Source organism: Pseudomonas sp. 4CAES_32.4, assembly GCF_058136335.1.
The window spans coordinates 2,382,147-2,394,563 of sequence record NZ_CM176882.1 but is presented as its reverse complement, the minus strand read 5'-3'; the positions used below and the strand labels follow the sequence as shown (position 1 = coordinate 2,394,563).

Genomic DNA, 12,417 nt, shown 5'->3' with positions numbered 1-12,417 from the left:
AGAGACGCATAATTAAATTTCAGCCAACGCTCATCAAGAATAGAAAACTCACCCTAAGCGGTGTAATCAGGGACAGACCACGTCTTCTTTTTTAAGTCTTTGACGAGACAGTAAAAATATTGACATGTTCAATCTCAAACAAAAAAATGGACCTTTATTTTTGGTGAGGACCATTCGCCTGCCTGAATGCATACTTCTTACGCCATGCTTGACCGAAATGCTATTTACTTGGAATAACAAGGAGACAGATACGATATCTTTTTTGTGCCTACAATCTACCCTCTGGAAACTCTCCTCTTTCCCGCTATTTATCGCGGTCTGTCCCTGAATAACAAGAATCTATTGGCAAACCAGTTTGAAGGACATAATGAACACTCCCAAAACTATCTCTAGAAAATTGTGGTGGGGCCTAGAGGCAAAATCATATACAGAAATTGCTCAAGAGCTTCCGACGCAGGATGAGTCACTTCGAAAGTGGATCGCAATCTACGCTGTTTATCATTTAAACTTCGAAGATAGGCACCTCGGAGAGCTTTACTACAAGTTCCTAGAAAATGCAAAGCATTCTAAATATGCTATTGTAGAGTTCACCCTTCCAATTCATATTCTTGAAACAAGAGATAGCATTGGCGCCAACGACACAACAATAACTAAATGGGAAACCTTTGAGACAGAGGAAGAAATAAACTCATTCCTTCATGAACACAATATAAACCCCGAACTTTTCACACCCCCATGGACTTGTGAGTATCCACTAGACTAAAACAAAAACTGGCGCAAACTTGGGTAGGTGACGTTTTTTACTTTGGCGCAAACAAGAACGAGTACAAATTCCAACTGTAGATAGCAAGCATCAAACCAGGGGACAAATTTATCTTCTACAAACTGAAAATAAATCTTTCCCCCTTTTTTTGCCCCTTTTTTCATAATAGCTTTCAACTCAAAATTTTAATGTCTATACGTCCGCCAGAACTCTAGAACCTTTAATAAGAGTTTCTACTGCTTATTTGAACTATTACAAAAAGAAAACAAAATAACTAACAAAAAATGGTCTCCCATCGCGGATCTATTGGCTGACGACAGTGAAACGTGTGAAGGACTCGCGATAATAATAAAAACAGAACTATTAGCTGATGCTTTTGTTGAATGTGGTGAATGCTTAGCCTCTGGAGATGACGGCTTCGTCGCCTTGACTAGAAAGTCAACCAACGAACTAGTCTGGCTCTTGGTTCTGAGTGAAACAAACCCCTTTGAGAGTATCGATATAAAAGATGACCTAATCGTAGTCACTTCATCAAACGGAACCACAGTATCGATACCCTTCGAACGACCAGACAAGCTATCTATAGATTGGAACTAAAACAAAAAAATCAGACCACCATATAAAAACCTAAAACTGAATCGCCCCTGGCTGCTGTTGAAGTATTTGATCCAAACTCAAGTAAACCCCATTTCGTTGCTAAAAATTCTAATGATTTTGTTAATTTGTGGACTGAGTAAATCAACACGTAAAAATAGTCCGCTCAGAATCGTGTCACCTATCGTAGGTAGTTAATCCTCAACGAAGGATTTCACCAGTCCTCTGCCGATCATGATTACAAAGCGTGCTGGTGGGGAATGAAAAATAGGGCGATCCCATGATCGCCCTTTTTCAAATCAAGATACCCTTCTTTTACACATTAAAGCTTTTGCAGCTCTTCTTTAGCTCCCGGTGCACTACGATCAATTGCTTTAAGCATCCAGTACTCGGCCTTGGATTTGCTTTTTGGCAACCCGCCGCGTCCTTGTGCGTACATTTTCCCAAGTGCCAGTTGCGCATTGCCGAAATCTGCATCAGCAGACTTGCGGTAAAGCATGACCGCTTCACGCTCGTTTCGCGCTGTACCGCGTCCCTGCTCCACCATCTGCGCCATCTCATACTGCGCATATTTATCGCCTTGAGCTGCCGATTTACCGAACCAGCTAAACGCTTGGGCGTCGTCTTGTTTTATGCCACGCCCTGAAGCCAGCATTTTCGCGAAGTAGAACTGCCCTGACTTATCACCAGTCTCAGCGTATTTTCGATACCACTTCGCCGCTGCAACATCATCCTGCGCGACCCCATCGCCTTCTTCATAGATGCTGGCGAGTAACATGTAGGCTAGGGAATATCTTCCCTCGGCGGACTGATGGTAATACGCTACTGCCTTGTCCATATCTTTCAGATTCTTAATTGATCGACCACCTCTGTGGTAAATCTGCGCCAAACTGAACTGAGCCTTGGCGTTCCCCTGCTCCGCAGCTTTCAGATCCCAGTAAACACCCGCTTCTTCTCCCTCAACGCTTCTATCCCAACTCAGTTCCTCAGCCAGTCCGACTTGCGCTTCGGCATTACCGTGCTCTGCAGCTTTGCGAAACCACACTTCCGGCATGCCCGGAGACCACTGCTCAACCACCCCGCAGAGGTTCTCCTGAATGGCTTTGCCAAACTGCGTCTGCGCGTCAAGATCACCTGCGACCGCTTGTTCATGCAGCCGCTCAGAATTCGGCGCGCACTTCCCTGCCTTCATACCGTCGTAGTAATCACGTGGCGCTTGTGCCCACGTATTACAGGCGATGAACATTGAAAAAAGTGCAGTGCTCGCCGTACCGACAGTTTTGAAACGATTGCTCATTTGTTACTTCCTTGTGGCTTAAAAAATCCAATGAAACTCTTGCGGAAAAATACTAGCTCGCTTCGAACATCTGCTCGTCAACCTCATACTTAACCACCACCCGATTCCGATACAACCTAACCCTCTCCACCAATTCCCCAACCTGCCCTTTCTCCCGCACCTCCCGCCAAATCTCATTCTCCCGATACACCCGCGCGCCCTCCCGCACAAACCGATGCGCCTCTTGGAACACGTGGTAGCGATATTCCCTCACCTGATCACACAACAACTCGCCTTCGAGTTGTGTCTCGCCGACGTTCAACTTCAGCTGAAAGTGCCGATCCGTCGGGTTGTGCAGTACCAGATCAACGTAGTTGTAGAAAATCGCCGCCCCAGACCCAAACGGCAGCACACGCCCTTCATCCGGAAACGGGTCGAAGCTGTGGTTGGAGCGCTCTACCACCACCAGCGGTGAATGGATCGCCATCCAGTGAATCAGGTTGCTCAGTTGGCAAATTCCGCCGCCTACACCGCGTCGTGCCTCGCCGAAAGACAGTTCCATGCCTTCAACGTAGCCGCGCTTCAACGTCGGGCGGCCGACGAGGCGGCAGAAGGAGAAGTGTTCGCCGGGAGCGATGATGACGCCGTCGATGGCGGCGACGGCGAGTTTCAGGTTAATGACTTTGTTGTGTTGCAAGGCGGGGTCGGAGTCGCCGAGTTTGCGGATGAGTTTCGAGGTGTGTTTGAGGTAGCGAAAGGGCAGCCGCTCGGCCGCCGCGACGGGCCGTGCGTAGCATTTGCCGGAACAGCGCCAGGCAATCTGGCGGAACAGTCTTTTTTGCCACACGCGCAGCCAGTAAAGGGCTGGGTGGTAGAGAGAAAGTGGTTTCATCCGTGACAGATCGACGATTGCCGTTTCTTCCTTGAACTGTAAAGGGGGTGCGCATTTTAGCCGCTAATGATCTGCAGCACCCTGGGCATTTTCAGACAGGCTCAGCAGTCTCACCTCGACACACTCCGCCCCACCGCCAAATCCGCAAATTAAGGTTCGCCTAAGGTTGCCTCGTTACGATTCCAGCCACGAAACCCTGTCGCCCTTGAACCGCAGATGAGTCCTTCCGTCATGAAAGCGTTTGATTTACCAACCCAGCCAGCGTCGAATTTCAGCCTTGTCTTGGTAAATTACAAAACCCTGGACCTGACCCGCATGTGCCTGGAGCTGTTGCGCGAGCACGTTACGCAAAACCAGATTCCCGTCTGGGTAGTAGACAACGATTCGGCCGACGGCAGTCTCGATTACCTGCGTTCACTTGATTGGATTAACCTCATCGAACGGCCTTCGCCGGGCAAAGAAGCGGGTCATATTGCACACGGCAAAGCGCTGGATCTGGCGCTGGAGCAAGTTGCCACTGACTATCTGTTTCTGCTGCACACCGACACTTTCGTTTACGACAAGGAAGTGTTTGCGATGATGATGCGCGAGTGCACTAAAACGCCGGACATCGCCGCCGTCGGTTGTGTCGAGCAGATCAATCGCGGTGCGCTGCGTGATACTTGGCGTTTAACTTCGCGCTTCTGCAAGCACTATGTTCGCCGTGCGAAAACACAGTTGGAGCTGAAAACCAAAGAGCCAAAACCTTATAGAGAAACCCATCTGAAGAGTTTCTGCACGTTGTGGAATGCGCGGTTGATGAAGTCCGAGGGCCTGCACTTCTGTATGGATGATCGGGTGCCGGGTTATACGTTGCAGGATCGGATGTCGGCTCTGGGTTACGGCATCAAGTTCCTGTCGCCGCGAAAGATTTTCCATTATCTGGATCACATCCAGTCCGGAACCGTTGCGGCAGCAGGCACTTACGGCAAGGATCATCGGCGCACGAAAATGTATCAGGCGTCGCTCAAGCGCTTTCAGGGGCAGCAAGCGTAGGCGTGGCCGCTTAAAATCGGGACCACAAAAAGGGCGACTCTTGAGTCGCCCTTTTTGTTTGCAGAATTTGTATACATCACTCTGAAGAGGTGTTCGCCCAGTGTAATGGCCTGGCAATCCATGCACCGGTAAAGAGCCCTGACACTGGGCGAACGGAGGGGATTTTAATAGAAGTTGTCGGTTATGTCGTCATTGATAATGATGAAATTTATGTACTGGAAAGTTAAAAAGTGTGTGTCGCCGATATTTGCCGGGAAACTTCCGACACTGCACTTTTATATGATTGTTCTCATACTCAAACCTGTACAAGAACAATCACCCTGTAGAGTTAATGCTCAACTTTCGTGTTGACTGGTCACTTTTAAGATATCGGTATAAGTGACGATGACGCTCTGCCCTTCTTTCAAGTCTTTCAGTTTGGCTTGAATTTCAGGCTTTTTCACCTCGAGGGTTTTCGATACACCCGCCGGGTTCTGCAAGGTCACCTGGTTTTTCTTCAAATCAATTTTGGTGATTTTCAGTTGCACCTGAACCTGACGGAACGCCTCGCCGCCGGGGTTATCGCTGCCCGGTGCGTTGCGCAGTTCGCCGGTACGTTCAGTAGAGCCAGGCAGACCTTTATCCACATCGGTGTCGAGGTAAGCGGCGACGGAACGCTGCACTTCGACATTTACCTGGTCGCCAACCTTGAGATTGGCGAGGTTTTTCGCCTTGTCGCTGAGCTGAACGTGAACCTGACGACCTTCGGCACCTTCCAGCACGACCTGATGCTTGGCGGCATCGACGGAGAGCACTTTGGTGGTGACCTGATCGGCTTCGATGGTGGCGGACAGCGGAATGTCGGCGGCAAAGGCGCCGAAGCTGGTGGCGGACAGTACGGTTGCGAGGGTGATGGCTTTGGCGATTGCTTGGAGCTTCATAAGCAATACTTTCCCTGTGATGAATGGCAGCGCCCGCGCCGAAGCGGCTTCGGCGGCGGACGTGCCACTGAGCATAGACGCTATTCAGGGCTTGGCTTTGCCGGGCTGCGAGGTGGTGTGGGGCTTGGCGGTTTCCTGCGCGGTGGACTCGCCGCTGGGCGTGCCTTTGCCGCTGCTCTCGCGCTGTTTGGGATTGGTCGGCCGCAGGGCATCGTTGTCGCGTTCGGTTTCCCCCGCAGGCCGGGGTTCGTCGGGGTGTTCGCCTTGGGTGATGGGTTTCATGGTGATTGTCCTCAGGCTTCGGGGTCGTCGAGTTCGCGGGTGACGTTTACGGCAGGGGAATCCTTGTGCAGATCATCAGCCTTGGCGCGCAGGATCTGCCATTGCTCCAGGTCGATGGCGCCTTGGCCCAGCAGGTCGTCGGCGATGCGCTGCAGGTCGAAATAGTGAGCGTCGGGCGATTGCTGCCAGTAGGTTTCGTCGTCGAACAGACGCTGCCAGGCACTCAGGTCTGGGGGTTGCAGGTCGTCGCTCATGGTTGAGTCCAGAAATAGGCCGGTTTCTGGGTAGAGGGTTGTGGGGGAGATAGAGTTCCGGCAGTTTGATCAGTGGTGACGTGGCTGCCGCCATCGCTGGCAAGCCAGCTCCCACAGGGGTTGGTGGGCGGCTGTCAGTACCCGGTCATTTCCAGATAACCCCGACCGGGATGGCTGCCCGTGATGTGAACCGGCCCTTCCCAGTACGGAATCCGCAAATCCATCCAGGCATTTCGATTGAGCGCGTCGACGCTAATGTCGAGGTGTTTGTCGGGGATGCTGATTGTCCATTTCACCGGCATCGGTCGCCCGGCAACCTTGGCGGTGTCATGTGGCGTGAGTTGAATCTGTGAGCTGCGCAAGGTCTGCGTCTGACCGTCGGCCGCGATCCAGGTCCCGGTCAGATACGGCGCGCCGTCCTTCTGGCGCATGCGGTAAAGCATCACGTGCTCGCCGCTGTCCAGGTGCAGGGAGAACCAGTCCCAGCCTGTCTGATTGGCGGTCAGCGGTTGGCTGCTCCACTCGCGATCGAGCCATGCCGGGCCGCTGACGGTGTAGGTCTGGCCGTCGATCTGCAGGGTGCCATTGGCCTGAAAAAACGGCTGACTGTAGTAATACGACGCTTGCCCTTCCTCGGATTTCTGGCTGTACCCGTGATCACCCTGCAGCACCAGCGGACGACTGGACGTCAGGTGCAGTTGATAGGCGAAGTCTTTGTCGCGCGCGCTGAGTTGCAGATCGCGCAACGGATCCTGCGCCTGACTGGCAAAGCGCCAATCGTCGATCCACGCCTCGAACGGCGCCAGCCGCACACCAGCCTGCCCTACTCCGCCGCGGGCATAACGCTCAGCGGCGTGATGCACCGACGCGGAGGTCACCGCCGCATGCCCCAGCCAGATCGTCTGATTGGCCCAACCGGTCTGCTCTGCCAGGGGTTTCAACGCACTGCGAAACAAGGTCCATTGCACGCCGAACTCATTGCCCTGCGCATCCTTCAGATTGGCGGTGACGTACCACCACTCGATGCGAAAGCCATCATGCGCGCCATGATCGGCGGGAAAACTGAACACGCGCCCCGGCACCACCGCCGTGTACGCCAACGCCTGATCCCCCATACCGGCAAAACCCTTCTGCTCAGGCGCGGCTTGATCGCAGCCTCCGAGCAGCAACAGCGCCAGCGCCAACACCACAGCGTTAATCCTCATGGGCAAACGTCCTGAGTAAATCCGCCGGTTGCGTGCGGTATAACGAATACAACGGCCACGCCGAAGCCAACAAGGTCGCCAGCAACGCCAACCCCATCAATTGCAGCAATTGCCACGGGAACACCCGCAACGGCAGGCGCCAGCCAAATGCTTGCACGTTGATCACCGCATCCAGACACCACGCCAAGGCAATCCCCAATGGCAGCGCCAGTATCAGTGTCAGCACCGCCAACAGCCAGGTCTGGCCGAGGTTGAGCAGCATCAATTGTTTGCGCGTGACGCCCAATGCCCACAGAGGTGCGAGCTGGCCGAGGCGGCTCTGACTCTGGGTCAGCAGGCTGATAAACAGCGCTACACCCGCGACGGCCAGCGTCAGGCTGTTCAGTGCTGCCGTCGCCGCAAAGGTGCGCTCGAACACTTGAACCGACCAGCCTTTAAGCCGCGCCTGATCGACGATGCGGCTGTCCTCCAGCTGAAACCGTGCCTGCAATGCGCTCAGCAGGGGCGGAATATGTTGCGGATCGATGCGCAGATTGAAGCGGTTCGGCGTGAGTTGCGGCCAGCCGCGCAGCAGATGATTGACGTTGGCGATCACGTGCCCCTTCGGGTTGCCGTAATCGGCGTAGATACCGACGATACGCGGCGACCATGCGCCGTTTGGCGTGGGAATCGTCAGGTGTTCGCCGGCGTGCAGTTTCAGGCGCCGGGCGAGTTGTTCGCTGAGCATTACCGCATCATCCGTCGCCAGATGCCCCCACGGATCAGCGCCGCTGGAATCGAGCAACGGCCAGTGCTGGCGATAGTACGGATGGTCGATCACCCCGAATACGTCCGCCGGCCAGCCTTGCAACGTTACCGACACCTGCCAGTTGGGCAACACCGCCGCGACGTTCGGCTGCTGCCGAAGCCAGCTGTACATTTCCCGCGACTGCGCCGGGTTGGTCGGGTTGATATACAACTCGGCGCTCAGACGTTGTTCGAGCCAGTCATCGAAGGTCTGGCGGAAACCGGCGGTCATGCTGCCGGCGCCGATGTTGGCGGCGAGGGCCAGCAGCAACGCCATCAGTGCCAGACTCAGCGCGGGCAACTGCTGACGGCAATCGGCGAGAAACCACTGGCCGAGCACTGAACGACTGCGCCCCAGCAACTGATTCAATATCGCGCTGAGTAACACCGGCAGCGCCAGCGCGGCGCCGAGTAATAGCCCAGCCATCAACACAAATCCGCTGGCGAGGCTGTCGCCCCCGATCAACGCTGCCAACGCAATCAATCCCAATCCCGCTGCCAACCAACCCTGGCGACGCAACCATCGGGCGTATTGCTGATGCCAGGCTTGCGGATCGGCCACGGCCAATAGCGGCAAACGTGCCGCGCGCAACAGGCTGTTGCCGCCCGCGAGCAACGCACCGAGCAAGCTCAAACCGATACCACTGAACCACCACCAAGGACTCAGTCGTAGCTGCCCCGCCACTTCCGCGCCGTACAAACCGCGCAGGCTCGCGGCGACGTCCGGCAGCAACACGCTGGCCAGCCAATAGCCGCTGATCACGCCGAACAGCCCGCCGATCAGCGCCAGCACACCTAATTCAACGATCAGGCAAACAATCAACATCCGCGCACTGACACCGCAAGCGCGCAACGTGCGCAACAAGCCGCGGCGCTGTTCCAGCGCGAGGCCGATGGCGGCGTGGACGATGAACAACCCGACCAGAAACGAGAGAAAGCCCAAGGCATCCAGATTGAGGTGAAAGCTCTCGGTCAGGCGCGCCAGATTGTTTTCTTCGCCGCTGCTCTTAAGCTGCAACTGGCCTTTGAACGAGGCCGGCAACTCAGCGTGAAAATCCTTCGGCAATAACAACCGCGACAGTTGCCCCGGTTGTTCGAGCAGGGTTTGCGCGACGCCGATGTCCACCAGCAAAACGCCCGGTGCCATGTCCTTTTGCACGCGCAACGGCGGCAACGGCAGCCCATTCACGGTCTGCGGCGTGTCGCCTTCGCGCAGGTTGAGTGCCTGCAAGGTGTCCGGAGAAATCCACGTACTGCCCGGCGGCGTGAAGAATTCGACGATGCGCTCGATCGGCAACGCCTGCCCGGCCACCGCCGAGTCGGCAGGCAGCGACACCGGTTCGATGCCCATCAATTGCAGGCGCTGATTGTCGTGATCCTTGAGCAGCAGGCGCCCCTGCAACAGTGGCGACACCGGCCAGCCCTGACGGCGCAAATCGACAAACCATTGCTGGGTGAACGTCGCGCCGCTTGGCGTGCTCAGGCTGGCCTGCGGTTCGCCACCGATCATCTGGCTGGCACGGGCGTAGCTGTCACGCGCCTGACTGTTCAGCGCTTCGACCCCGGTGAGCAAACTGGTCGCCAGCCACAACCCGGTCAGCACACTGAAAAACTGCACCGGATGCCGTCGCCAATGACTGAGCAGCGCGCGCAGTGTCTGGCGAAAAACCATCACGTCAGCCGTCCTTTGGACAGCACCACACGCTGAGCCAATTGCGCGGCGACCCGTTGACTGTGGGTGACCATCAACAACGTAGTCGGTGTGTCATCGAGCAATTCGAGCAACAGCCGCAGCACCTCGTCGCTGGTGGCTTCATCGAGGCTGCCGGTGGGTTCATCGGCCAACAGCAATTTCGGTTGCGAGGCCAGCGCCCGACCCAATGCAACTCGCTGCTGCTGGCCACCGGAAAGCTGTTCCGGATAGCGCTGGAGCAAATCGCCCAGTCCGAGGCGCTGCACCAGATGCGCCTGCCAGCGCGGTTCATGACGCCCGGCCAGACGGGCCTGAAACGCCAGGTTGTCTTCGACGCGCAAACTGCCGATCAGGTTGAACTGCTGGAACACCAGGCCGATTTCCGTGCGTCGCCAATTGGCAAGTTGCGCCTCGTTCATCTCCTCCAGCCGATGCTCGCCGCTGCGGATGCTGCCGCGATCGACCTTGTCCAGGCCAGCGACCAAGTGCAGCAAGGTGCTCTTGCCACTGCCGGATTCGCCCATCAGCGCCAGGCTGCTGCCGGCGGTCAGCGTCAGGTCGACGCCCTGCAGTACTGGCAGTGGGCCTTGGGGAGTGAGGTAACTTTTGAAGACGTTTTCAACGCGAAGCATGCCGCCACCTGATTGGTCAGTGTGTGGCAAGGATAGCGGATGGCGGTGACAGACCTGAATCTTGCAGTGAACTCAATGGCCTCATCGCTGGCAAGCCAGCTCCCACAAGGAATGAGGTTGTTCACACAAATTGAATTCACCCTAAAACACTGTGGGAGCTGGCTTGCCAGCGATGGGGCCAGTCCTGCCCACCCAAAATCTACTGACCAGCCGCGACACTCGCCGGCGCCTGCGTCGGCGTAACAATGCTGCCCAGATCAATATGCTTCCACTCAGGCTTGGCGCCGAGCCGCGCATTGAAGCGGTAGTTGAAGGTGAACTCATCCGCCGTCGGCACCGTCAGCGGCTTGCCATACACCGCCTCGATTCCCGCCAGGTCGTAGCCCATCAACTGCAGCAGTGTCGGGAAGATGTTGTAGTGGCTGGAGCGATCCTTGTTCGCCGCCAGCTGCGCCGACCAGTCCAGCGTCTTCAACTGGCTGCCCTGGATTACCACCAGCGGCACCAGTCCCTCTTCCTCGACCGGGTCGCCGCCGCAATGGGTATTCAATCCAGGATTGCCGCGCTCATGCAGATCCTGGCCGTGATCGGAGGTGTAGATCAGCGACGCGTTATTCAGATTGCCCTGAGCGAAAACCCGCGAGAAAAACTCGCCGACATTCCATAACACCGTGTTCTTGTAGGCGTTGCGGTACAGCACCCAGTCGTCCGGCTGGCCATTGAAGCCAGGGCGCTCGCCGGTGTCGGCGACTTCGGTGAACTGCCCGCGCGGCAAGGTCGGGCGGTACGCCATGAACGCATCCGGGTATTTGTCGTGTACCGGGAAATGTGCGCCGACCTTGTTGATCACCACCAGTTCGGCCTTGTCATCGTTGAGCAATGCGATCAGCTTCGCCGCTGCCGCCATGTCGCGATCGCGCACGCTGGTCTGGTCGAATTGCACAAACTCGTCGATGTCCTTTTTCTCGGTGTCGGTCATCAGGTTCTGCAGATTGCCGGCGGTGCGCTGGGCGTCGATGTACACCGTGCGCAGACCGGCCTTTTTTGCGTACTGCCAGATCGACGGCAACGTGCTGTTGATGCGCATGTAATCGGCGCGGGTGCCGCCGTAGCGCAGGGTGACGTTGGTATCGGCGCTGCAGTTGGCGATAGATGCCGCGTAGCCGTAATTGAAAATATCGACACCTGCCGGCGCCTGTTTGAGGTTGCTGTGCACGCCGAACGGTGCATTGATATCCAGATAATTGCCGGAAATGCTTTCGTCGATGATCAGCACAATGTCGTGGCCGACCGCTGGCGAGGTGCGTGCCAGCGTCACCGGTTCACGCGGACCGACAGTGTTGTGCAGCGCCTCATAGGCAAACAGGTTCAGGTACGCCAGCGGCGTGTACATGATCGGCAAACCGCGAGCGCCCTCGCCCGCGCGCAAAAACAGCACCGCGCTGAGCAACAACACACCGCACACCGGAGCTGCCACGCGCAATGCGTTCGGCACAAACAGCGCATGCCTGGGTTTGAGACCGATGCCGAACAATAGCAACAGACCGCAAAGCGCACCGTGGATGATCGCATCGCGATACTGGTAAGCGGCTTCCTGAATGAAACCGCCCGAGTACACCAGTGAGACAAAACTGCTGTAGCTCAGGTAATCCGCCGTGACCCGCGTGTAAACGTCGAAAAAAACCGCCGAGGCAAACATCGCCAATGCGAATAGATGCCGAATGAATGCTTGGCGAATATAGGCAGTTAGATATAACGCCAAAGTAAGCGCCAAAAACATCGCGCCAAAAAGAAGTACAGGAAAACCGAGGCCGATAGCATTTAACCGATCAATGTAATTCTCGGCATAAAGAAGCAAATAGATAATTAAAAGCACTTCTTTAGCATATTTGAACATGGCGATACCGGGCGTCCGAAAAGGCAGGAAGTCAAAGGTTTGTCGGTCAGAATCTGACACTAGCACCCTGCCATCAAAGCGCAAGAATTGACTGTTTTTTCTGAAAAGCGTCAAAAAACCGGTGACTCAAATCTGACACACACGAGACGCTGAAAGCCTTTAAATTAAAGGCTTACGACCGTTTATCG

At 55.6% G+C, this 12,417-nt stretch carries 11 protein-coding genes; 2 read left to right on the top strand and 9 right to left on the bottom strand.

All coding sequences use genetic code 11. The annotated features are described in order from the left end of the window. Window positions 1-367: 367 nt before the first annotated feature. On the top strand, window positions 368-763 hold the full coding sequence (locus tag AC3Y64_RS10845) for a hypothetical protein (RefSeq protein WP_489987425.1): 396 nt from the start codon (window positions 368-370) through the stop codon (window positions 761-763). A gap of 916 nt (window positions 764-1,679) precedes the next feature. Here AC3Y64_RS10845 and AC3Y64_RS10840 read toward each other — a convergent pair. Together AC3Y64_RS10840 and AC3Y64_RS10835 are read right to left on the bottom strand one after the other, a co-directional pair. Then, a complete protein-coding gene (locus AC3Y64_RS10840) occupies window positions 1,680-2,654 on the bottom strand; it encodes a tetratricopeptide repeat protein (RefSeq protein ID WP_489987424.1) in 975 nt (324 codons plus the stop codon). Between the two features lie 52 nt (window positions 2,655-2,706). Beyond that, window positions 2,707-3,525: a VanW family protein gene (locus tag AC3Y64_RS10835; protein ID WP_489987423.1), complete on the bottom strand. Its 819-nt coding sequence runs from the start codon at window positions 3,523-3,525 to the stop codon at window positions 2,707-2,709. Window positions 3,526-3,756: 231 nt separating this feature from the next. On the opposite strand from AC3Y64_RS10835, the gene AC3Y64_RS10830 reads away from it, so the two are divergent. Continuing rightward, a complete protein-coding gene (locus tag AC3Y64_RS10830) occupies window positions 3,757-4,560 on the top strand; it encodes a glycosyltransferase family 2 protein (RefSeq protein WP_489987947.1) in 804 nt (267 codons plus the stop codon). Between the two features lie 335 nt (window positions 4,561-4,895). On the opposite strand, the gene AC3Y64_RS10825 is transcribed toward AC3Y64_RS10830, so the two are convergent. From AC3Y64_RS10825 to AC3Y64_RS10795, 7 genes are all read right to left on the bottom strand, one after another. After that, window positions 4,896-5,480, bottom strand: coding sequence for a hypothetical protein (locus tag AC3Y64_RS10825; RefSeq protein ID WP_489987422.1), 585 nt, complete (start codon window positions 5,478-5,480; stop codon window positions 4,896-4,898). A gap of 84 nt (window positions 5,481-5,564) precedes the next feature. Beyond that, on the bottom strand, window positions 5,565-5,762 hold the full coding sequence (locus AC3Y64_RS10820) for a hypothetical protein (RefSeq protein WP_489987421.1): 198 nt from the start codon (window positions 5,760-5,762) through the stop codon (window positions 5,565-5,567). 11 nt (window positions 5,763-5,773) lie between these two features. After that, window positions 5,774-6,016, bottom strand: a complete 243-nt coding sequence (locus tag AC3Y64_RS10815; protein WP_489987420.1) for a hypothetical protein — start codon at window positions 6,014-6,016, stop codon at window positions 5,774-5,776. A gap of 134 nt (window positions 6,017-6,150) precedes the next feature. Beyond that, window positions 6,151-7,221 carry a lipocalin-like domain-containing protein gene (locus AC3Y64_RS10810; protein ID WP_489987419.1) on the bottom strand — a complete coding sequence of 357 codons (1,071 nt, stop codon included), beginning with the start codon at window positions 7,219-7,221 and terminating at the stop codon, window positions 6,151-6,153. Continuing rightward, a complete protein-coding gene (locus AC3Y64_RS10805; protein ID WP_489987418.1) occupies window positions 7,211-9,682 on the bottom strand; it encodes an ABC transporter permease in 2,472 nt (823 codons plus the stop codon). The genes AC3Y64_RS10810 and AC3Y64_RS10805 overlap by 11 nt, the downstream gene beginning before the upstream one ends. After that, window positions 9,679-10,332 (bottom strand): ABC transporter ATP-binding protein, encoded by a 654-nt coding sequence (locus tag AC3Y64_RS10800; RefSeq protein ID WP_489987417.1) that lies wholly within the window; start codon window positions 10,330-10,332, stop codon window positions 9,679-9,681. Before AC3Y64_RS10800 ends, AC3Y64_RS10805 begins: the two co-directional genes overlap by 4 nt. Before the next feature lie 199 nt (window positions 10,333-10,531). Next, the gene (locus AC3Y64_RS10795; RefSeq protein ID WP_489987416.1) at window positions 10,532-12,229 is read right to left on the bottom strand and encodes a sulfatase-like hydrolase/transferase; all 1,698 of its coding nucleotides are present in this window, start codon (window positions 12,227-12,229) and stop codon (window positions 10,532-10,534) included. Window positions 12,230-12,417: the final 188 nt, after the last annotated feature.

Coding starts and splice junctions, on each gene's coding strand:
- AC3Y64_RS10845 (WP_489987425.1), top strand. CDS start 368: ATGAACACTCCCAAAACTATCTCTAGAAAATTGTGGTGGGGCCTAGAG.
- AC3Y64_RS10840 (WP_489987424.1), bottom strand. CDS start 2,654: ATGAGCAATCGTTTCAAAACTGTCGGTACGGCGAGCACTGCACTTTTT.
- AC3Y64_RS10835 (WP_489987423.1), bottom strand. CDS start 3,525: ATGAAACCACTTTCTCTCTACCACCCAGCCCTTTACTGGCTGCGCGTG.
- AC3Y64_RS10830 (WP_489987947.1), top strand. CDS start 3,757: ATGAAAGCGTTTGATTTACCAACCCAGCCAGCGTCGAATTTCAGCCTT.
- AC3Y64_RS10825 (WP_489987422.1), bottom strand. CDS start 5,480: ATGAAGCTCCAAGCAATCGCCAAAGCCATCACCCTCGCAACCGTACTG.
- AC3Y64_RS10820 (WP_489987421.1), bottom strand. CDS start 5,762: ATGAAACCCATCACCCAAGGCGAACACCCCGACGAACCCCGGCCTGCG.
- AC3Y64_RS10815 (WP_489987420.1), bottom strand. CDS start 6,016: ATGAGCGACGACCTGCAACCCCCAGACCTGAGTGCCTGGCAGCGTCTG.
- AC3Y64_RS10810 (WP_489987419.1), bottom strand. CDS start 7,221: ATGAGGATTAACGCTGTGGTGTTGGCGCTGGCGCTGTTGCTGCTCGGA.
- AC3Y64_RS10800 (WP_489987417.1), bottom strand. CDS start 10,332: ATGCTTCGCGTTGAAAACGTCTTCAAAAGTTACCTCACTCCCCAAGGC.
- AC3Y64_RS10795 (WP_489987416.1), bottom strand. CDS start 12,229: ATGTTCAAATATGCTAAAGAAGTGCTTTTAATTATCTATTTGCTTCTT.